Origin of the sequence: Limnospira fusiformis SAG 85.79, assembly GCF_012516315.1 — a bacterium.
GTDB lineage: Bacteria > Cyanobacteriota > Cyanobacteriia > Cyanobacteriales > Microcoleaceae > Limnospira > Limnospira fusiformis.
Window position 1 is genome coordinate 2,179,820 of record NZ_CP051185.1, and the last position, 19,910, is coordinate 2,199,729.

General features: G+C 46.8%; 20 protein-coding genes, 1 tRNA gene and 2 pseudogenes. 9 read left to right on the forward strand and 14 right to left on the reverse strand.

What is annotated here, in order from left to right:
• Nucleotides 1-199: 199 nt before the first annotated feature.
• The 5 genes and pseudogenes from HFV01_RS10420 to HFV01_RS32080 all read right to left on the reverse strand — a co-directional run.
• On the reverse strand, nt 200-1,507 hold the full coding sequence (locus HFV01_RS10420; protein ID WP_006625077.1) for an AAA family ATPase: 1,308 nt from the start codon (nt 1,505-1,507) through the stop codon (nt 200-202).
• A gap of 108 nt (nt 1,508-1,615) precedes the next feature.
• Entirely contained in the window at nt 1,616-2,860 is a 1,245-nt protein-coding gene (locus HFV01_RS10425) for a GIY-YIG nuclease family protein (protein WP_008051551.1), read from the reverse strand.
• Nucleotides 2,853-3,572 (reverse strand): Uma2 family endonuclease, encoded by a 720-nt coding sequence (locus HFV01_RS10430; RefSeq protein WP_193521067.1) that lies wholly within the window; start codon nt 3,570-3,572, stop codon nt 2,853-2,855. The genes HFV01_RS10425 and HFV01_RS10430 overlap by 8 nt, the downstream gene beginning before the upstream one ends.
• Before the next feature lie 34 nt (nt 3,573-3,606).
• Nucleotides 3,607-3,789 (reverse strand): pseudomurein-binding repeat-containing protein, encoded by a 183-nt coding sequence (locus tag HFV01_RS32075; protein WP_438861266.1) that lies wholly within the window; start codon nt 3,787-3,789, stop codon nt 3,607-3,609.
• Between the two features lie 1,366 nt (nt 3,790-5,155).
• Nucleotides 5,156-5,677 (reverse strand): annotated as a pseudogene (locus HFV01_RS32080) (DEAD/DEAH box helicase); the annotation flags it as partial.
• Nucleotides 5,678-5,940: 263 nt separating this feature from the next.
• Here HFV01_RS32080 and HFV01_RS10440 point away from each other — a divergent pair.
• Nucleotides 5,941-6,972 carry a hypothetical protein gene (locus HFV01_RS10440; protein ID WP_006625081.1) on the forward strand — a complete coding sequence of 344 codons (1,032 nt, stop codon included), beginning with the start codon at nt 5,941-5,943 and terminating at the stop codon, nt 6,970-6,972.
• Between the two features lie 3 nt (nt 6,973-6,975).
• Here the strand turns inward: HFV01_RS10440 and HFV01_RS10445 are convergent, their stop codons facing one another.
• The gene (locus tag HFV01_RS10445; RefSeq protein ID WP_193521068.1) at nt 6,976-8,262 is read right to left on the reverse strand and encodes a bifunctional folylpolyglutamate synthase/dihydrofolate synthase; all 1,287 of its coding nucleotides are present in this window, start codon (nt 8,260-8,262) and stop codon (nt 6,976-6,978) included.
• On the reverse strand, nt 8,262-8,573 hold the full coding sequence (locus HFV01_RS10450) for a hypothetical protein (RefSeq protein WP_006625083.1): 312 nt from the start codon (nt 8,571-8,573) through the stop codon (nt 8,262-8,264). The genes HFV01_RS10445 and HFV01_RS10450 overlap by 1 nt, the downstream gene beginning before the upstream one ends.
• Before the next feature lie 283 nt (nt 8,574-8,856).
• On the opposite strand from HFV01_RS10450, the gene HFV01_RS10455 reads away from it, so the two are divergent.
• Nucleotides 8,857-9,693 carry a photosystem II manganese-stabilizing polypeptide gene (locus HFV01_RS10455; protein WP_006616815.1) on the forward strand — a complete coding sequence of 279 codons (837 nt, stop codon included), beginning with the start codon at nt 8,857-8,859 and terminating at the stop codon, nt 9,691-9,693.
• A gap of 146 nt (nt 9,694-9,839) precedes the next feature.
• On the opposite strand, the gene argB is transcribed toward HFV01_RS10455, so the two are convergent.
• Nucleotides 9,840-10,733 (reverse strand): acetylglutamate kinase, encoded by an 894-nt coding sequence (gene argB, locus HFV01_RS10460; protein ID WP_006616814.1) that lies wholly within the window; start codon nt 10,731-10,733, stop codon nt 9,840-9,842.
• Between the two features lie 189 nt (nt 10,734-10,922).
• On the opposite strand from argB, the gene trpB reads away from it, so the two are divergent.
• The 3 genes from trpB to HFV01_RS10475 are packed head-to-tail and all read left to right on the forward strand — an operon-like array spanning nt 10,923 to nt 13,357.
• Nucleotides 10,923-12,173: a tryptophan synthase subunit beta gene (trpB, locus tag HFV01_RS10465; RefSeq protein WP_006668781.1), complete on the forward strand. Its 1,251-nt coding sequence runs from the start codon at nt 10,923-10,925 to the stop codon at nt 12,171-12,173.
• A 2-nt stretch (nt 12,174-12,175) separates the two neighbouring features.
• Complete coding sequence (locus tag HFV01_RS10470) at nt 12,176-12,694, forward strand: CAP domain-containing protein (protein WP_006668782.1); 519 nt, start codon at nt 12,176-12,178, stop codon at nt 12,692-12,694.
• Between the two features lie 39 nt (nt 12,695-12,733).
• Entirely contained in the window at nt 12,734-13,357 is a 624-nt protein-coding gene (locus HFV01_RS10475) for a ribonuclease H-like domain-containing protein (RefSeq protein ID WP_006625087.1), read from the forward strand.
• A 60-nt stretch (nt 13,358-13,417) separates the two neighbouring features.
• Here HFV01_RS10475 and HFV01_RS10480 read toward each other — a convergent pair whose 3' ends face one another.
• The 6 genes from HFV01_RS10480 to HFV01_RS10505 all read right to left on the reverse strand — a co-directional run bounded on the left by HFV01_RS10480 (nt 13,418) and on the right by HFV01_RS10505 (nt 15,901).
• Complete coding sequence (locus tag HFV01_RS10480; RefSeq protein WP_006668783.1) at nt 13,418-13,738, reverse strand: excalibur calcium-binding domain-containing protein; 321 nt, start codon at nt 13,736-13,738, stop codon at nt 13,418-13,420.
• 141 nt (nt 13,739-13,879) lie between these two features.
• Nucleotides 13,880-13,953 (reverse strand) — tRNA-Pro (locus HFV01_RS10485).
• 48 nt (nt 13,954-14,001) lie between these two features.
• Nucleotides 14,002-14,367, reverse strand: a complete 366-nt coding sequence (locus HFV01_RS10490) for a DUF1818 family protein (protein ID WP_006625089.1) — start codon at nt 14,365-14,367, stop codon at nt 14,002-14,004.
• Nucleotides 14,368-14,379: 12 nt separating this feature from the next.
• On the reverse strand, nt 14,380-14,979 hold the full coding sequence (locus tag HFV01_RS10495) for a hypothetical protein (RefSeq protein ID WP_228116348.1): 600 nt from the start codon (nt 14,977-14,979) through the stop codon (nt 14,380-14,382).
• 60 nt (nt 14,980-15,039) lie between these two features.
• Nucleotides 15,040-15,267, reverse strand: a complete 228-nt coding sequence (locus HFV01_RS10500; RefSeq protein WP_006625091.1) for a DNA-directed RNA polymerase subunit omega — start codon at nt 15,265-15,267, stop codon at nt 15,040-15,042.
• Between the two features lie 16 nt (nt 15,268-15,283).
• Nucleotides 15,284-15,901 carry a class II aldolase/adducin family protein gene (locus tag HFV01_RS10505; protein ID WP_006625092.1) on the reverse strand — a complete coding sequence of 206 codons (618 nt, stop codon included), beginning with the start codon at nt 15,899-15,901 and terminating at the stop codon, nt 15,284-15,286.
• Nucleotides 15,902-16,100: 199 nt separating this feature from the next.
• Here HFV01_RS10505 and HFV01_RS10510 point away from each other — a divergent pair, with 199 nt between their 5' ends.
• From HFV01_RS10510 to HFV01_RS10525, 4 genes and pseudogenes are all read left to right on the forward strand, one after another.
• On the forward strand, nt 16,101-16,496 hold the full coding sequence (locus tag HFV01_RS10510) for a RidA family protein (protein WP_006625093.1): 396 nt from the start codon (nt 16,101-16,103) through the stop codon (nt 16,494-16,496).
• 139 nt (nt 16,497-16,635) lie between these two features.
• Nucleotides 16,636-17,295, forward strand: a pseudogene (locus tag HFV01_RS10515) (IS607 family transposase).
• Nucleotides 17,207-18,316 (forward strand): RNA-guided endonuclease InsQ/TnpB family protein, encoded by a 1,110-nt coding sequence (locus HFV01_RS10520; RefSeq protein ID WP_235720184.1) that lies wholly within the window; start codon nt 17,207-17,209, stop codon nt 18,314-18,316. The pseudogene HFV01_RS10515 and the gene HFV01_RS10520 overlap by 89 nt, the downstream one beginning before the upstream one ends.
• 162 nt (nt 18,317-18,478) lie before the next feature.
• Entirely contained in the window at nt 18,479-19,807 is a 1,329-nt protein-coding gene (locus tag HFV01_RS10525) for a S8 family serine peptidase (protein ID WP_006668787.1), read from the forward strand.
• The last annotated feature ends 103 nt before the right edge of the window (nt 19,808-19,910 follow it).

A 19,910-nucleotide genomic window follows, 5' to 3' on the forward strand; every position in this document is an offset into this window, starting at 1 on the left:
TGTCGGCGCAAACGACCCTCACTGATATGAGCAATATGATTTCCGGTTTCATAAACAACCGCCATTGGTAACAGCAAATGGGTTCCTTTTTCCAAAAAATCCCTAAGTTGTTCCATGACTAAGCCTCGCTCATCATTCAATTTAGGAATATTAAGAACATTACAAAAAACCGAAGTATCGACAATCGAAACATCGGCCATTAGTGAGCCTCCACCATGGAATTAAGCGAAGTCAACCAGTCTAGAGCCTGCTGTTTTTTGTTCTCATTTCCTGGATGCTGCTTGACAAAACGTTCTAACAGTCCCCGAGTCATTAAATGACCCACGGAACCCTGAGCAATCAGTTCCGGGTAATCGGGAATATCTTGCAACCGAATTAACTGACTTGACCCATCATCAGGACTGCGATAACAAAATTCAGTCTCAGGAATTGCCTCATCAGGAAGAGCATCTAATAAAGCCGGATTATGGCTACTAATGAGAATACGGAGGTTACGTTTTCGAGCAATTTCAGCCATCCGAGACAGTAAGGCACTCGCACGACTCGGGTGTACACCATTATCGATTTCTTCAATGACTACTAAACTTTCTTCCGGTGCAGAAAGTAATACTGCTGCAATGGATAAAACTCGCAGGGTTCCATCAGACAATCTGGCGGCATCATAAGGAGTTGCCACCCCTCCAAAGGTTTCAGTGAGTTGTAACATCACCTCATCCCGAGGGGTTTCTAAAAAACTAATCTCCTCAATCTTCTGTTCTGGAAGACTACAAACAAAGTCTAAAACCGCCTGCTTAGAGGTTGTAGATTGACATAAATTATAAAGAACTCCCGATAAATTTTGCCCTTTCTCCCGCAAAATTAAATCCGTTTTGTGACCATAGTTTCTCATCAAGCTAGGCTCTGGTTCTAAAAACACAATTCCACTTAACCAACGGACATATTTTTCGCAAACATTCGGGATAATTTCTCGACTTTTGAGATTTTCGGGTCGAAATCGAATGGAACTTAAAAGTTGGGTAAAAACCGCCAGATGACTACTACAAACCAGGCTCGGTTTTTTGCCGCCTCTTGCAAAATTATTATAAGTCACAAAAATATCACTTCCTGCCCCTTGCGGTTCACTGGTGATTTCATACAACGGAACTTTAGAAGTTGAACTGGTAATCCGTTCTTGCATAACCTGCAAATGGTTGTCTGAACTGAGTCCGAGTTGAATCTCAAAACGTTCCCAATCGGGATGGTTTGTCAAGCCAGCTAGTTGAAATGTCTGCTTTCCTCGATATCCCAAATGTTCGACATTACCTCGAAAGAAATTATCTCCTTTTTTTTGCGGATTTCTGAGCAATCCAAGTCTTTCCCCAGTGGCAAGCCGAGATAAAAGCCGCAAGGCTTCAATAACATTACTTTTACCGGAAGCATTGGCTCCAATTAATACCGTAAGCCGCCCTAAGTGCAATGTCGCCGATTTATAACTTTTGAAATCTTTTAACTCTATTTCTGTAATCATCGTCGTTCACTCCGTTGGTGAGTTAAACTATTAAACTCTGCGGGTTCCCAAAACCCATGGGAAAATGTCCATTGTGGGAACCCAATTGCTTTTTATTACTAAAATGTGTTATGATACTCTAATAATACTGGCTGTTTCCAACTCATATTGGAATTGCTCAATGGTGCCGTCTTGGATTTTGGCGATCGCCTCTTCAATGGCATCTAATGGCACTAGAAACCACTCTCTAGGCTGGACTGGGAACTGAAAACGATCCATCAATTCCAGGTCTAATCGCGCCCTGGCGAAAAACTTATGTAGGATAAACTCTAGCTTTTTCGGGTGGATATTTGCCAGTTGAAAAGTGGCTACAATTTCCACATCTGCTAACAGATAGGTAGGGTCATGCTTTGCCTTAGCAATCCGCTTTTTAACATCCCCACCCGTCACGCCAATTTTATGAATAATCGACCGATTTTTGGCTATAAAAGGCTCGTCAGATAGGCTCCGCAATACATAAATATAACCCGTGATTAAATCATCATCATCTGATTTAACTTCTGGTTCCGGCTGACCGGAAAATAAAGGCCCCCAATCCCGCCGATCCAGCTTAGTGATGCGGCGGCTGGTTTTATCCTTATTTAAGGCTCGCTGAAGTGATCTAAACAGAGGATTGCTCTCCGTGCCATTATCATAAATTACCCGGAGCCTATAATTTCTCAGACCATAGTCAGTGATAAACATCTCCCCCGTCTCTGCTACCAGAACTTTTTGACCATCAAGAATAAACAAATCCCCTTGATTAATGGTGGCATAATCCTGATATTTGACGGCTTGGCGATCGCCTGTTTTTAACTGACGCTGAACTTCCTCAAAGATGGGTTTAAATTCATCAAAATTCTGGCAGGGAAACCGCTGGGCAATTTCTTCCGCCGCCTTAATTTCTTGACGCGATCGCACATGAGTTAACTGGGTGATATCATTTTCGGGAGCAGCATCAACCCCCAAAGAAGCCAAAAGCGCCGCATCAATTTGGTCCTCTTCCAGGTTTTCTGCTAAGGTAAAACTGGCATCATTTTCCAGGTTTAAAAGTCCTCGGGAGTCCAGAGGTTCAAGGAGGGCGCGACATTCCGCCGATTCCCGCAAACGTTCCAGGCGCACTGCATAGAGGCGCTCGAAAATATCCCGATCGCCCATAAGTTGAGGAAGTCTACCTTTTTCGGCAACAAAGCGATCGATTTCCTCAAACCCAGCGATAATCCGTTCTTCTCTAGGGGAATATTCGCGAGTCGCTTCCGGGGCGATATCTATCCCCAACTGTGCCAACAGTTCTAAATCTTCATCAGTGGTAGATTTGGGCGGGGATTTAGCCATTGTTTTCGTCCTGGTGTTCAGGTTCAGCAATGCTCTCCTTTTGTTCTGGCGGGTTTTGTAACTGTTGGATTAACCAATTGGCAGCAGCGGTGTTGGTTTCGGTGTTCAGCCGTTCTAGGGTTTGTTCTAAAAGGGTGATCGGCAACCCCGTCAATACTTGGGACTGGGCGATCGCTTCATAATGCCCCAATGGAGTCAAGCTAAAGGCAAAAATCCGCCGCCCTTTCACATCAACCACCCAATATTCAGAAATCCCTAAGCTGGCGTAGAGTTGCTTTTGTTCATCCAGGTCAAGGCTGAGGGTAGTATCAGCAATTTCCCCCACCAAGTCCGGCAAACGGTGGCGACGCAAGTCAATCCGGCGCGGTTCTCCGGGTTGCCATCGGGGAATATTATCACCCTTGTACAGCACTAAATCTGGCGCACAGGCGTGGGTATCCGGGCGTTCAATGACACAGCGTCCATAAGATTGCAAAACAAACTCAGGGTGTAGGAGTACCCAAACAGAGAAAATCATCGTCATCAAATCACTGGACGAGGCATGATTGGGTCCTTCTCTGTCCATATCTACCCACAACCATCCTTGATGAAATGAGATTTTTTGCCAGTCTATATCCCCGTTATCCCGGATAGCCACATAGTCTTGCCAGGTGGCGTTGTGGCGTTGGAGGATGGAGTTTGGGGGGGTGGTTTTTTCTAGGGAGAGGGTCACGGATTGTCACCTCCAGATGAGCTATCAATTGATTTTAGGCTTTTTTTTCTTCCTTAACTTTCCGTTGCAGAAAGGCAACCCCTTCCGCCATGCACTTTTCCCAAGGATCGGCGGCGGTGAGGGAAGGCAACCGACCCCTTTCCTGTTTGAACTGTAGCGCCCGCTTTGCTAACTCTCGCGCTTCTTCTACCGAGAGATTGACTCGCTTGGCGGCGATCGCGAAGCGTCCCGGAGGGAATCGCCTCTGCTACCAGTTTCAGCCGTTCCGCACTCATGGACTTAGCCAGAATCGCGTATGCTTCCCCAAAAGGATTAATCCGGTCAATCATATCAATATCGAGGTCTGTCACCGATAGGGCAAACTGCCGCACCCCGTCAATTAGGGCGGTATTTTTCGGGGCTAACCCGTCCCCTTCGTTACTGGTTTTCTTAGCTTGTTGTACCAAATTGAGAGCGGCGATCGCGTGTTGGCGGACGGCTTCGCGATCGCCTTCATCCAGGTTGGGGAATTTCTGTTTAATAATTTTACCCATCCGTAGTTGGGTGAGTTCCTCTGGCACCAATTCCTCATCAAATAGACCGCGCTCGATACTCGGCTTATCTTGGACAAAAGCCGTCACCAATTCCGTTAAATCTTCCCGACAAATGCGGGAGGCTTCCGGGCTTTTTGGTAGGGCTAAACCCTTAATTTCTAGCTGAATTTCCCCGCTTTCTGGATTAACTCCCACATTGCATCGACTCGGATCGTAGCCACTTTCTCCATAGTCAAAGCCGGGGGTGGGTTGATTGTCCGGGCGCTTGGGTTTGAACTGAAAGCGGGGGGCTAGGACTTGTTCCATTAGCAGACTGGCAGCGATCGCCTTAATCGTATCATTCACCGCCTCTGTCACTGCCATCTCGCTGGCATCAGGTTCCGCAATCAAGTTGGTAAACCGGGCGCGGGTTTTACCCGGTGCGTCGCGGGTCGCTCGCCCAATAATTTGGACAATTTCGGTCAAACTGGAACGGTAACCAATGGTTAAAGCGTGTTCGCACCAGATCCAATCAAAGCCTTCTTTAGCCATCCCCAGGGCGATGATAATATCAACGCGATCGCGATTATCTTTGTGGGTGGGGTCCTTCAGTGCGGCTGCCACTTTATCCCGCTTGTTGGGGTCATCATCCACCAAATCGGCAATCTTGAGAATCTTACCCTCGGCGGTTTTGACCCATTGAAATCCTGTGTTTGGATCCGTGCCTTGCCATTCTCCCAATGCCTCAATAATATGTTCCACTTCCCGGATTTTGTCCTTGGTACTCTCGCGGGAATTAACGTTAGGAATATGCAGGATAGTTTTTTCGTTGGGGTTGAGTACCTGCATGATTTCATCGGTGTAGCTACCGGAGTAAAAATAATAGCCGATATCCAGTTGTTTTAGGTGTTCATAGCCGTTGAGTTGTTCATAATAGGTGTAGGTGACGGTGTGAAATTTGGCTTCGTCTTCGGGATGTAGGACTGCTTCGGCATCCCCCCGAAAATAAGAACCCGTCATAGCCACGATATGGGTTTTGTCGCGAGTCATCAGTTGGCGGATATGGTCCCCCAGCTTGTTGTCCGGGTTAGAGGAAACATGGTGAAACTCATCCACGGCAATCAGGCGATCGTCCAACATTTCCACCCCAAATTTATCCACCGCAAAGCGGAAGGTGGCATGGGTGCAAATTAAGACTTTATCATCGCTGTCGAGAAAGGTTTTCACCGCTTCTACTTTACCGCCATCGCTGCCGGGTGCGTTGCAGAGGTTCCACCGGGGTTCAACGTGCCAATCTGCCCAAAAGCCAAACTTAGTCAGAGGTTCATCATGGAAACTAGCACCGATCGCCTTTTCCGGGACAACGACGATCGCTTGTTTCAGGTTCTGGTTTTCCAGCTTATCGAGGGCGATAAACATCAGCGCCCGACTTTTCCCAGAGGCGGGGGGAGATTTAATCAGCAGATATTGTTCTCCCCTTTTCTGGTAGGCGATCTCTTGATTATGGCGCATCCCCAGGGCGTTGGTGCGGGTGGAAGTGCCATCCTGGGCGTAGGTTACGGAAACGGAAGGAATGGCGATCGCTTGCTTCATGATAGTTCGGTGTTTCTGATTAGAGGGGGATTAACAAGTAATTTAAGGATATTTCCAGAAATATTCTTCCAGTTATGGTGGTATATTGACTCATTGTCTCACACAACAACCATGCCATTGTCCAGGTCTTCAGTTGCCGATTGTACGGACTCAGGAAATACAGGTCTGTTATCAAAGAAGATTCGGATTTACCCAGAAACAGCTTTGCCTAAGACCTGTTAATGTATAATGTTCCCCCAAGTCCATAACCATTACGCTAGTAGATGCCTGAAATTCCCCAATCTGCGACTGAACTGGCTGAGGTTCTCACCGAGTTGAGTGACCTTAATTTTGAACTCCCTGATCCCGAAGATGAGGAAGTTTCCGAGCATGAATTTGCCGATCAGGTAGACACAGCCTGGAAAGTATGCGATCGCTTTGATTTACAAACCGAAATTTGGCGGGGACGGATTTTGCGGGCGGTTCGCGATCGCGAAAAACGAGGCGGCGAAGGTCGCGGAATGGGTTTTCTCCACTGGCTCAAACAGCGAGAAATCAGCAAAAGTCAGGCTTATGCTTTAATTGAACTGGCTAATAGTGCTGATGCTCTCCTGGCTCAGGGACACCTGAACCCCGATGCTATTAACAATTTCAGTAAACGAGCTTTTATCGAAACCGCTAAATCTTCCCCAGAAGTACAGCAAATGGTTAGTGATGTGGCCTGTGCAGGCGATCGCATCACTAGACGGGAAGTCCGCCAACTCGCTGATGAATGGACCGCTATGAGTTCCGATTTGGTTCCTGATGATGTCCGGGAAAAAGCTGCTATCGGAGCAATTCCACCCCGTTATCTAGCGCCTCTGGTGCGGGAAATGGAAAAGTTGCCAGATACCCACGTTGGCGAAATTCAACGGGAAATGGTCACTAACCCTGATGTGGATACCGTGCGCCAGTTAACCTCTGATGCTCGTAGTTTAGCTAAATATCTCGATGCTGCTGCACAGGTTCAGGCTTTAAATCAGTCTTCGGTAGATCTGGAAATGGCTTTAGAAGAGGCTTTGCGGGTGGGGTGTTTGAGTACCGCTTCCGATTTGGTCAAGCAGGCTACTCAGTTGGAACAAACTATTGTTAAACTTCATAGCACTTGGCGACGAGTGGGGAGTCTCGCCGATCGCTTATATGTAGATACCGGAGCCAGTACCCCCCACTTGCGATCGCTCCTTAATTGTCTCGAACAGTTAGCGGGTCAGGTGATTGAGGTTAATCTAGGAGATAGCGACGACGGCAAAATCCGCCTCCAAATTCTCTCGGACTGAGTATTAATGTCCTCCCCCACCTGATGAGACAGCTTTCAGGATATAACCTACTAAGTATAGGGAACCACACAGGACTACTAGACTATTATCTGAATTAGCTAAAGCTGTTTCTAAGCCTACAATAGGATCGCTATGGGTTTGACAAGATCCCAGTTGCGGACAGATTTGGTGGGCGAGGTGGGCGAGTTGTTCCGGTATCGCTGAACTATGATCAGGTACGGGAACTAAATGTAAGCGATCGCCAGAATGTAATAAAGCCCTGAAAATATCATCATGGTCTTTAGTCGATAACATCCCCATTACCCAGGTAATCGGACCATCAACAGTTCCCCTCTGTTGCAACTCATCCACATATTCACGCAAAGCCGCCGCCGCCGCCGGGTTATGCGCTCCATCAAGCAAAAATGAGCGATTGTCATGGCAACTTATCCATTGTAGACGACCCGGCCAGCGAGTTTTAGCGATACCCTCGACTATAGCTGTATCAGAAATCGCCCAACCCTGTTGTTTGAGAGACTCCAAAACAGCGATCGCCAAAGCTGAGTTGAGCAATTGAACTTGTCCGGGCATGGGTAAAATATATTGGCAGTTTCCATAACTAGCTACCGGGTGAAAAGGGTCAGACTTGAGCAATTGTGCTGGTTCGACCCAAGTAGTTGGACAGCCAAGAGTTAAAAGGCGATCGTTCACCACTTTTCGCGCTTCCGGCGGAAGGGGTCCCACCACCGCCGGACATCCTCGTTTAAGAATACCCGCCTTTTCCCTAGCAATATCCGCCAAAGTCGGACCAAGGCGCTGCCAATGTTCTCGACTGAGGCTAGTAATTACACTGACCAAAGGCTGATCAATCACATTAGTAGCATCAAGTCGTCCCCCTAAGCCTACCTCAATCACCGCCACATCGACTTTCTCTCTGGCAAAATAAAGCCAAGCCGCAGCCGTAATCACCTCAAATTGAGTAGGTAAAAGTTCATCAGAAGAAATAGCCCCGATCACATCTTGGAGTACAATCTGCAAATCCCGATTATCTATGGGAACCCCATTGATACAAATTCTCTCAGTCCAATCGACCAAATGGGGAGAAATATAGCGCCCCACACGATATCCCGCTTCCGTCAGCACTGAGGATAAATAGGCACATACCGACCCTTTACCGTTAGTTCCAGCAATATGCAAAACAGGGACTTGGTAGTGAGGATTATTTAACCTCACCATAAGCTCTGTAATGCGTTCTAAGCCCAGATTAATGCCAAAACGTTCAAAAGACCCCAAAATCGCATCTATACTCACTACGCCCCCTTATTGTCCGGCTCAGAGGGGGTTGATAAATCCAGATTTTTCAAAATGAATCTTAGGGATTTACGGGGAATATATGGCCATCCCCCTTGGGCTTCTATCTCGCGCAGTAAATGATAAAGTTCCTGTCTGTTCTTGGGTAAAGTCTTCTGAAACACATCTTCTCGGATTTTTTGGTGAAGCTGTTCTAAGGTTCGCAATAGGGATAACAGCATGAGGGTGTCATCATTAGCTTGGACGGTCAAATCCTGGATATTCTGGGTCAACAACTGCAATTGAGCCTCAAAATCAGTCTCCTGCTCCATAATTTCCTATTATGATTATGCTTGTTCACGATTTCATCATAGATCTAACCTGCTACCAATTTCCGCTTAAATCCGTAAATAAACCCAGGTAAAAACACTTAAAGCCGATAAATTTGTACTTCTGGTAACAAAAAAGTCGTAATCAGGGTAAAATGCTGTATTGGACAGCCCCCATATAAATGGGGTGGGATCAGGTGACTCGCTCAATCTAGGGAGCGGGGAGCGTCGATTCTGCCAACTAGAAAATTATGTCACATATCGATTTTGGATATTGAGGTTGAAAATGAAATATCGCGCTTTAGTGGCGACATTCTTGGCATTTTGCCTTTCGGTACTCACAGCTTGCTCTGAAAGTCCATCCGCAAAAGATCCATCATTACTAACTTATGATGATATTCGGAACACTGGTTTAGCGGTTAACTGTCCGAGTCTTCCTGAAACCGCCCGGGGTTCAATTCCCCTTGACCAAAATGCTTCCTATGAAATTACAGGCTTGTGTCTGCAACCTACTAGCTACTTTGTGAAAGAAGAACCGGCTAATAAGCGACAAGAGGCTGAGTTTGTACCAGGCAGATTGTTAACTCGCTTCACTTATAGCTTAGACCAGGTTCGCGGTCTCTTGAAATTTCAGCCAGATGGCAGCCTGAAATTTACTGAAAAAGATGGGATTGATTTTCAGCCCATTACCGTTTTACTCCCTGGTGGTGAGCAAGTGCCATTCCTATTCACTATTAAAGGGTTAGTAGCCACCAGTCAACCTGGACTGACTAGCATTAATACTTCTACCGACTTCTCTGGGGATTTTAATGTCCCTTCCTATCGTGGGTCTACTTTCCTCGATCCGAAGGCACGGGGTTTGGCTTCTGGTTATGATAATGCTGTGGCTTTACCTGCTACTGCTGACGAGGAAGATTATGTTAATGCCAATGTTAAACTTGCTGATACCAAGTTTAAGGCTGGTCATATTTCCCTACAGGTAGCTAAAGTTGATGGCGAAACTGGCGAAATTGCTGGCATTTTTGAAAGCGAACAGCCTTCTGATAATGATTTAGGTGCGAAAGAAGCTGTTGAGGTGAAAATCCGTGGTGCTTTCTACGCTCGTATTGAGCCTAAAGCATAGTCAACAACCCACCACTAATGGCAGTAGCCCTAATTGACGAATTGGGGCTACGGTGCAGATGAGGCATACCGTGCCAACAAGGGTTGCCCCTTCTCCGGGGTGCGGGCTAGATAGCCCGCTATATGATTAAGTGACGGGATTGGCTATTAGTATTTAAGGTCAGAGGCTACTAACATAGAGCCAATTCCCGCGTCGGTAAAGATTTCCTGAAGCAAGGCATGGGGAAGGCGACCATCGATAATATGGGCGGCGCGTACTCCCTGGGCGAGACTCCGCACACAGCAGGTAACTTTAGGAATCATACCGCCAGCCACAATTCCTCGTTCAATCAGTCCCCTGGCTTCCTGAATGTCTAACTTGGCGATTAGGGTCTCGGGTTTATGGTAGTCCTCTAAAATTCCGGCTGTGTCGGTGAGCAAAATCAATTTTTCTGCCCCTAAAGCGGCGGCGATTTCACCAGCAACAGTGTCAGCATTGATATTGTAGGCTTGACCTGTTTCATCAGATGCTACGCTGGACACTACAGGTATATAACCGCCATCAACTAAGGATTCTAGTAACTTGGTATCAATACTGGTTACCTCTCCCACAAATCCTATGCCCTCTTCACCCTGGGGACGAGCGCGGATCAGGTTAGCATCTTTACCACATAATCCTACTGCTAAACCTCCTACCTGATTGATGAGGGAGACAATTTCTTTATTGACTCGCCCCACGAGTACCATTTCGACTACATCCATTGTGGGGGCATCTGTGACCCGTAAGCCGTTTTTGAATTGGGGTTCAATTCCCAGTTTCCCTAACCAGGTATTGATTTCTGGGCCTCCACCATGTACGACCACTGGCCGAATACCCACACAGGACAGCAGCACAATATCTCGCATGACAGTATCTTTAAGGTTACTGTCTTTCATGGCCGCGCCGCCATATTTAACGACAATGGTACGACCAGCAAATTTTTGGATATAGGGGAGTGCTTCGCTCAGAATTTGGACGCGAATGGTCTGGTCTATTTGGGAAAAGTCACTATGTTTGAGCATGGTAGGGCATATAAAAATCTCGCTTAATGATTTTAGCTGCGATTCAGACAAGTATTGTGGGCTGTGTCCGACAAACTTATGTCGGAAATAGCTTGGGTGTACAGACAAATATCAACTCCTAGGGCGATTGTGCAACCTGTCTCGAAGGGCTTATAATCATTGGATGTACTGAAAATTAATCCCCTGTTCATGACAACCACTCCCCTACATTCCAACTCCTCAACGAACCCCAATCCAGTAATTGACCCATCTGTAGGACGGTTTGGGCAATTTGGTGGTAAATATGTCCCGGAAACTTTAATGCCAGCTTTGGCGGAACTGGAAGCGGCTTTTAAACATTATGTGAGCGATCGCGACTTCCAAAGGGAACTAGAAGACTTACTCCGGGACTATGTAGGGCGACCGAGTCCCCTGTATTTTGCCCCCCGTTTAAGCGATCGCTATGCTAGACCTGACGGTAGCGGTCCGAAAATCTACTTAAAACGGGAAGACCTCAACCATACTGGCGCTCATAAAATTAACAACGCCCTCGCCCAAGCTCTCCTAGCCTGCAAAATGCGCAAAAAACGGATTATTGCGGAAACTGGGGCGGGTCAACATGGAGTCGCTACCGCTACGGTTTGCGCCCGCTACGGCTTAGACTGTGTAATCTATATGGGCGTACAGGATATGGAACGCCAAGCCCTGAATGTGTTTAGAATGAGGCTATTAGGGGCAGAAGTCAGACCGGTGGCAGCGGGAACCGGAACCCTCAAGGATGCCACTTCTGAGGCGATTCGGGACTGGGTGACAAATGTGGAAACTACCCACTATATCTTGGGTTCGGTAGCAGGTCCCCATCCTTACCCAATGATGGTGCGAGATTTTCATGGGGTAATTGGTCGGGAAACCCGCGCCCAGTGTTTAGAGAAATGGGGTGGTTTACCAGATATTCTGCTCGCCTGCGTGGGTGGTGGGTCTAATGCTATGGGATTGTTTCATGAATTTGTTAATGAGTCCTCTGTGCGTCTAATTGGCGTAGAAGCAGCCGGCTCTGGTGTGGAGACTGGAAAACACGCCGCCACCCTAACTCATGGGCGTGTGGGGGTTCTACATGGCGCTATGAGTTATCTATTGCAGGATGATGATGGTCAGATTATTGAAGCACATTCTATTAGCGCGGGGTTGGATTATCCGGGAGTGGGACCGGAACACAGTTATTTGAAGGATACCCAACGGGCTGAATATTACAGCGTTACTGACCGAGAGGCGGTAGATGCTTTTCAGCGTTTATCCCAGTTGGAGGGAATTATTCCGGCTTTGGAAACTTCCCATGCGATCGCTTATTTAGAAACTCTCTGTCCTCAACTGGAAGGTAGCCCTAATATTGTTCTCAATTGTTCGGGACGGGGTGATAAGGATGTGCAAACTGTAGCTAAGTTTCTCGATTCAGAGATTTGACTATGACACGCAATTTAATGGCTTTGGCTTCTGTGGGAATGGGGTTAATCTTGGGTTATCATTTCTTCCCGGAAGTGGATTTTTTATCAGTTGTTAATCCCTCAAGTTCTGTGATTGCTTCTACCAGAGATATTGCTAGTTTGGAACGACAGGTTCATCAACAGGTGAATGAGTACCGCCAAAGCCGAGGTTTGTCACCTCTACAACTTGACTCTCGTATCAGTAATGAGTCTCGTCGTCATTCGGAGGATATGGCGGCGGGACGGGTTCGGTTTAGCCATGATGGTTCAAGAGAAAGGTTTGATGCGATCGGTAGTCAGATCCGCTTCCGCCAAATTGCTGAAAATCTTGCCTATAATTCTGGTTATGCTGATCCGGTAAAACAGGCGGTTAAGGGTTGGATTGATAGTCCGGGTCATCATAAAAATATGATCGGCGATTATTCTTTAACCGGAATTGGGGTGGCGAGGAATGCTAAGGGTGAGTATTATTTTACCCAGATTTTTGTCCGCCCTCGCTGAGAGGATGGATGGTTAAATACACCAGAGGGGTGAGTTATTATGAATGATTTTCAGGTGTGCGATCGCGATTTGAGTGATTCTCGTCTTTCGGAGTTCATGGCAGCTGAGGCTTTGGCTATCGATACGGAAACTATGGGTTTATTACCTGGGCGCGATCGCCTCTGTTTGGTGCAAATTTGTGACCCGAAAGGACAGGTGGTGGCGATTCGGATTGAACGCGGACAAAGGGAAGCACCCAATTTAAAAACCCTTTTAGAAACTGCTAATATCCTCAAGGTTTTTCACTTCGCCCGGTTTGATGTCGCTACTTTGCGCCATAATCTGGGGATTGAAGTTAACCCAGTATTTTGTACTAAAATTGCCAGTAAATTAGCCAGAACTTATACTGGGAAACATGGCTTAAAAGATTTAATCATGGAATTGGAGGGGGTGGAATTAGATAAATCTTCTCAAAGTTCCGATTGGGGGAATGCTGCCAATTTATCGGAAAATCAGCTTAATTATGCAGCTAATGATGTGCGATATTTACTATCAGCTAAAGATAAGTTAATTCAGATGCTCAAGCGTGAGGAACGCTGGGATTTAGCCCTGGATTGTTTCCAATGTTTGCCGACTATTGTAACCTTAGATTTAATGCAGTTCGATGATATTTTTAAGCATTAGTCAATCGTGGGCTTAATTAACAGTCAAGTTAGAGCATAGGTTTTTAGATAGGACTAATGGCTAATTCTCGCAGCCAATTCCATCTCGATCGCGATCGAACTTATGGGGGTCAGAACCGATCACCCGAAACTTGCGATCTGAGATATCCTTACAATTGAGGTCTGGTGGGTAAGGTGGGATGCAAATATCAGGATAGGAAGGGTCACATTTAGCCCGCAAATTGTCTGTTCTTTTCCTTGCTGTCTGGTTGACAACTGGCTTAGTTGTCGGGTTACCTTGTCCTCCCGTAACCGCATTTGTAGCAGCAACTGCGGGCGGGACTACCAAAAAAGTGACCGCGATCAACACACCTACAATAATTGCAAACAGCGTCCGTTTCATCTCTTCCAACTTGGTTCGATTGAGTTACAATAGTTTCTACCCCTATGCTAGGTGCAAATTGTCTGCAAATTGTCTGCAACAGAGCGACTACCCGGTTAAGTGTTCCCGTCGATCGCCCTTAGGATAAGGGTTTAAGTAAAATCGGAGCGGCGGGATTTGAACCCACGACCCCCACTACCCCAAAGTGGTGCGCTACCAAGCTGCGCTACGCCCCGATGTGCTTCACCATCATAACACACATAATCGAAATTTCCAACAACTTTTTAGAACATTTTTAAAATTTTCATGGCGGCCAGGAGTTCCGGGACTGCCTCCGGCGGCCAACTGCCCTCACAGCGCCGCCCGTTACTAAGGATAAACTCTAGGCTGTAGGCGTGGGGTACGCCTTCTAGCTGTACCCAAAGGCGATCGCTTTCAGCTTCACAGGCGAGGCGTTCGGAGTCCATAATTTCCGCAGCTATTTCACTAACGGTGTCGGCGAGTTGTCCACACAGACGACACAAATCATCTAATTCCGGTTCCGTTAACTCAACCGCCCATCCTTCTCCCCCGACTAACCCTTTAAACTCCGAGGCGTTGGGGTCCCAGCCTAACCGCCAGCCGACCCCTTTTCTCAAAATTTTGTCCATTTGTTAACTCAACTAAGGAAGCAACAATTCTGAGTCTCCCGGCTGGGGAAGGCGAGGGAGGGAAAAACGGCCATTATCACCAGCATCATTTGATGGGGGAGGTATTGGCGGCGTGTCTGCTGGGGGTTGTCTTTCTGATACAGCATTAGCCGCGCTAGGATTAAATATCCCCACCAGAACATCAACTAAGGCATCCCGTTGTTGTCTATTCAAAGTGCCGATCGCCTTTTTGTCTCCCTCTAGGGGATTTTCCTGCAAAACACGAGCGCGGGGGTATTGCTCAGGTCTCATTATTTGATTAGCACCTAAATAATCAGCCAGGGTCAGTTTCCAGTCTAGGCGAAATTGGGTAGGGCGATTTTGGATATAAACGTGATAGCGAATTAGCCGATCAATTAGGGTGTTATCTTCGGCAGGTTCTCCGGTTTCGGTGGAAATGTGGTGATTTTCCTTGGGTAGGTCTGGTAAAAGCTCATATACCTGTTGCCAGACATCACGCACCCGCAACATTCCCCCTTGGGCTAATTGCGAGGACTCCTGGGGGGGAATTTGGGCGCGGGTCGGAGATTTGGTCAAAGTAGCGATCGCTGTGAATATGATCAGACTCGCCACTGCTAATGCAACGAGTCTAGGATATGGCGCGCGCCGTGTTGAACTTGGTCTCATGAAACTTTAGCGATCGACAATAATTTCCGGTTGGCTTAACTCATCGGACATTTCCACAATAGCCCGCATAACTGGCTTCATCAGGTTGTCGTCAAAATTATCAAAATCCTCGTAGCGGCACTGCTTGGCGCGTTTAGCCACCTGAACAGTAATTTTATAGCGGTTAGAGGCAGCATCAAAAAGTTGTACTGCGCGACGATTAATTTCCAAAGAATCGATAGAACGTCTTTGCATAAGACTCCAACTATAGTTATCTTGTCGGATATATGTTAACCCATTCTAGCAGAACTTCCCCAGCTTCTGCCAAATTCTGACCAAAACTCAAAAAGCCGTCTTCATGTCCTCCCATGACTAAAATTCGCTGATCGGCTAGATTTTCCACCGCGAATAAACGGAACATTTCCTCTGCCATTTGCGGGGTTCCATAGGGAACATTAGGGTTAGTGGTAGGAACTTTAAACATCAATTTCTGCCAAATTTGGGGATGATGAACATGGGCGATCGCCGTAATTTGAGGTTGATGGCTATATATGGCAGCATGGGTTAAGGCTTCTGATGAGGCTTTAATCGGACCGCGACAGGTGATCCAATTTTCCGGCCAACTAAAATCGTAAACCAGGGTATAATGTTGGGGAGTTAAATGGGCTAGGTGTCCGGTTTGGGTTCCGGTGATGATAAATTCCCGGGAGTTTCCCACACGCACACTGACATTACCAAACCCAATGCCATTGTCATAGACTCCAATTAGTCCTAAAGAATATAAGCGATCGCGCCAATACATCAACTCCCCTAAGACGGGTGAGGCTAAGGGTTCAGCCTCTATCCAATTACATTGATATTTGATAACACCTTCATCAATCATGGTCATTTCGAGTTAACTGCCACTGCGGTAGGTTGGGAAATATTACCCGGCAATAATTCCCTCATCGAGTGATTTTATACTGTGTTGTTGATCCGGGCAATGATTCCGGCAATTTCGGGAAGATGAAAATCTCAAAACGGGCGATCGCATATTGACGAGCAGGTGTAATGTAAGATCAACAATAGTAGTGATAACTACCCCAAATATGAAGCGTCAAATCATCTGCACCAATCGCGCCCCTGCTCCTGTGGGGCCTTATAGCCAAGCAGTGATCGTCAATGGTATGGTATTTGTGTCCGGCCAAATTGCGATCGATCCAGAAAGCAATCAACTCATCGGTTCAGGAGATATTGAACAACAGACCAAACAGGTAATGGCGAACCTAGAAGCCATCCTTACCGCCGCCAAAAGCAGTTGGTCAGAAGTAGTCAAAACCACCATTTTCCTCAAGGATATGAGCCATTTTAGCAGCGTAAATGAAATTTATGCAAAATTTTTCGATTCCGAAAATGCTCCCGCTCGTGCCTGCGTAGAAGTAGCCAGATTACCCAAAGATGTACTGGTAGAAATAGACTGCATTGCCACAGTATCTGACAGCTAAAATCTCAACCTTGCCGGAAATGGTTGACGGGTGAGTGAACTTGAGGACTGACAACCACAAGAGCATGATTTAATCACAAATTCGGTTAATATTTTAGGGCAATACGGTATAATAAGCGAGAAGGGTTGAGGATAAACCTATTGCCAGATATGTCAAACCCAAGGAAGCCGCCCAAATCCTTGGAGTCCATGAAAGAACACTCCGCAGATGGGACGACAATGGCTCAATCGACACCATCAGAACCCCCGCTGGGCAACGACGATACAACGTTGAGTGATATACTGATTCCATATCAGGCAGTGACAAACGCAAAGTCGTTATCTATGCCAGAGTTAGTAGCCGCGCCCAGCAGTCCGACCTCAACCGACAGGTGGCCGCACTGTCCAACCTCTACCCCGAAGCAGAAGTCGTCTCAGAAATCGGAGGCGGGCTCAACTTCAAGGGAAAGAAAATGCTGGCCTTACTGGGACATCATTTGTCAGGAGATGTCCGCATGGTTGTCGTTGCCCACCCAGACCGATTGGCAATATGGGGATTTGACTTGTTTCGATGGCTCTGTGAGCAAAACAGGTGCTCACTCATGGTTCTCAACGAGACAAGTCTCAGTCCAGAACCAGAAATGGTTGAGGACATCCTCGCCATCCTCCACTGCTTCAGTTCCCGATTATACGGACTGCGTAAATATAAAACTCAGGTCAAAGAAGATCCGGATTTACCCCAGCCCCGAGCTAAATCAAGTCTGGCGCCAATGGCTGGCCGCTTGTCGGTATTGCTACAACCAAGCAATTGCATTATCTAGGAGTGGTAAACGACTAAGCAAGTTAAAGTTACGCAATAAAGTGATGCAGAGTGACTTACCCGAATGGGTCAAAGAAACACCCTGCCACATTCGGCAAAATGCCATCTTTGATGCCTATCAGGCTTTGAGCGCCAGTCCTGATGCCAGGTTTAGAAGTTGTCGTGACAGCTCTCAAGGGATTAAGTTCAATAATACTAATTTCTCTTCAGGGAGTTGGTATCCAAGACTAACGAAAGGATTAACTTTCATGGTTTCCGAACCCATCCCTAAAACTTGCGGGCAAGGGACTCAGTTGGTGTTTACCAAAGGTCGATGGTTTGCGATTTTCCCTGAACCAGTTGCCGTTACCCCAACTGACGCTACTGGCGTGATTGCATTAGACCCGGGTGTGCGAACTTTCATAACCGGGTTTGATGGTTCACGATTTCTGGAATTGGGCTCCGGGGATATTGGACGCATTACTAGGCTATGTCAACATTTGGATGATTTAATGAGCCGAATCGCCAAGGAACCCTGTCGTTCAAGGAGGCGACGGATGAGGCAAGCGGCTCAACGAATGAGAACCAAAATCCGCAATCTAGTTGATGAAGCCCACAAACAAATTGCTCACTACTTGACTCACAACTACAGCATAATTTTTCTGCCGACCTTCGAGACTTCCAACATGGTTGCCAAAGCCAAGCGGAAAATCAAATCCAAGACTGCCCGCGCCATGCTGACATGGGCGCATTATCGATTCAAACTAACCCTGAGACATCAAGCCGAGATAACTGGAACCACAGTTGTAGATGTGACGGAAGAATACACCAGCAAAACCTGTACTCACTGTGGTCATGTGCATTCCCAGCTAGGTGGCTCAAAAGTGTTCCGATGTCCTGAGTGCGGGTTCACTCTACCCAGGGACTGGAACGGTGCTTTTGGAATCTTTCTAAAAGCTTTGCGGGATACCGCCTCTGTTACCTTAACGGGTAATAGTGCTATCGTCGCATTGTCAGGCAATAGCCGGATAAATGTCGCGTAAATGTATCAGGAACCCTTCACCCCAGATGTCACTATCTGAGTAAACTGGGGTCAAATAGTCAAAGGGGTAGGCAATGGTTTCACGATTACCAGGGTCATCCTAAACCAGATTAGTGAACCTGTCTACCTAGGCAATTTAAATCAATTCACAGGACATAAGATAATGACCATTAACCCCAAAATTTCACCAGCTTTTGCTCCGTTTTTATCCAACACCGACCCCCAAGGGAAACAAGATGCGATCGTAATTTTCCAGGGACAATACCCCACAAATATCGCGCCGCGTGACTCTCAACAAAGATTTAATACTATCCAGCAAACGGCCACCAGTCACCAAGCCGAAGTTAGTAAACTAGCAGCCAGTTATAAAAGTGCTGTCGGTCAAAACTTCAATGTATCTGCTATTGGTTCAGGTGCATTACCCATTGCTACAGTAGAAGTGACCGCAGAGACTTTACCAGCTTTAGTGGAACAGCCAGGAGTGGTAGTGGTTTTACCCAACCAAAAAATCAAATTAATTGAACCTAGCGCCATTGACTATCAACAATTACGGAGACAGGAAGAAAACAACAAATTAACCTGGGGATTAGAACTCTTAGAAATTCCCAAAATGTGGGAAAAAACCAAAGGGAAAGGAGTTACAGTATCCGTTCTCGATACGGGAGTACATGGAGATCATCCAGCCTTAAAAGACCGGGTGAAAGGGTTTGTAGTCATCGACCCTTTAGGGCGACGAATTACCGCTACCCCTTCCTTTGACGGTGGAAATCATGGAACCCACGTTTGTGGTACTGTGGCTGGTGGTAAAACGGAAAGTGGGGTTTCAATTGGTGTCGCCCCAGAAGCTGACTTACTGGCGGGAGGGGTTCTGATTGGTAATGCCACCCTGCGAACCTTAATTGAGGGTATTTCCTGGTCAATTGAGAATGGGGCAGATGTGATTAATATGTCCTTGGGTATGAGTTACTATGAGCCTCTGTTTGCTCAGGTTTTCGATATGCTGATCAATCAATATGATGTTCTCCCAGTGGTGGCGGTCGGTAACGAAAATCATGGTAATACTAGCTGTCCAGGAAATGCTCATAATGCTTTCTCTATCGGCGCGGTGGAAATGCTCCCTAATTCTGAACTGGGAATTACATTTTTTAGCAGTGGCGCAAGTTTAGTATTTCCAGATGATGCTCCTAACCGCTTAGTGACTAAGCCTGATGTATCAGCCCCTGGGGCTCAGGTTTATTCGGCTGTTCCTCCCACTAAACAGGCTAATGGGTCTTTTGAGTATACTTATATGGATGGTACATCTATGGCGACTCCCCACGTGGCTGGAGTGGTGGCGCTATTGTTAGCTGCACAACCTGATGTTCCGGTGAGTAAAATTGTGGAAGTGTTGCGAGAAACCGCCGAACATCCTGGGGGAGAACAAATGCGCCCGGATAACCGTTGGGGATGGGGGTTAATTAAGCCCTGGGAAGCTCTACAAGCTCTGAAATAGGTTTAATTATCATATTAGTTAGGGGGGGGTAATTGTGATGATCCCATACGGCATAATTGGATTGACTTTGCTGGGGGTGGTGCCAGGAGATGCTAACCCAGCA

Excerpts from the sequence above, each read along its gene's own strand:
- HFV01_RS10510 (WP_006625093.1), top strand. The coding sequence starts at position 16,101 with ATGAAGCGTCAAATCATCTGCACCAATCGCGCCCCTGCTCCTGTGGGG.
- HFV01_RS10525 (WP_006668787.1), top strand. The coding sequence starts at position 18,479 with ATGACCATTAACCCCAAAATTTCACCAGCTTTTGCTCCGTTTTTATCC.
- HFV01_RS10480 (WP_006668783.1), bottom strand. The coding sequence starts at position 13,738 with ATGAAACGGACGCTGTTTGCAATTATTGTAGGTGTGTTGATCGCGGTC.
- HFV01_RS10440 (WP_006625081.1), top strand. The coding sequence starts at position 5,941 with ATGCCTGAAATTCCCCAATCTGCGACTGAACTGGCTGAGGTTCTCACC.
- trpB (WP_006668781.1), top strand. The coding sequence starts at position 10,923 with ATGACAACCACTCCCCTACATTCCAACTCCTCAACGAACCCCAATCCA.
- HFV01_RS10455 (WP_006616815.1), top strand. The coding sequence starts at position 8,857 with ATGAAATATCGCGCTTTAGTGGCGACATTCTTGGCATTTTGCCTTTCG.
- HFV01_RS10450 (WP_006625083.1), bottom strand. The coding sequence starts at position 8,573 with ATGGAGCAGGAGACTGATTTTGAGGCTCAATTGCAGTTGTTGACCCAG.
- argB (WP_006616814.1), bottom strand. The coding sequence starts at position 10,733 with ATGCTCAAACATAGTGACTTTTCCCAAATAGACCAGACCATTCGCGTC.
- HFV01_RS10500 (WP_006625091.1), bottom strand. The coding sequence starts at position 15,267 with ATGCAAAGACGTTCTATCGATTCTTTGGAAATTAATCGTCGCGCAGTA.
- HFV01_RS10470 (WP_006668782.1), top strand. The coding sequence starts at position 12,176 with ATGACACGCAATTTAATGGCTTTGGCTTCTGTGGGAATGGGGTTAATC.
- HFV01_RS10420 (WP_006625077.1), bottom strand. The coding sequence starts at position 1,507 with ATGATTACAGAAATAGAGTTAAAAGATTTCAAAAGTTATAAATCGGCG.
- HFV01_RS10425 (WP_008051551.1), bottom strand. The coding sequence starts at position 2,860 with ATGGCTAAATCCCCGCCCAAATCTACCACTGATGAAGATTTAGAACTG.
- HFV01_RS10490 (WP_006625089.1), bottom strand. The coding sequence starts at position 14,367 with ATGGACAAAATTTTGAGAAAAGGGGTCGGCTGGCGGTTAGGCTGGGAC.
- HFV01_RS10505 (WP_006625092.1), bottom strand. The coding sequence starts at position 15,901 with ATGACCATGATTGATGAAGGTGTTATCAAATATCAATGTAATTGGATA.
- HFV01_RS10475 (WP_006625087.1), top strand. The coding sequence starts at position 12,734 with ATGAATGATTTTCAGGTGTGCGATCGCGATTTGAGTGATTCTCGTCTT.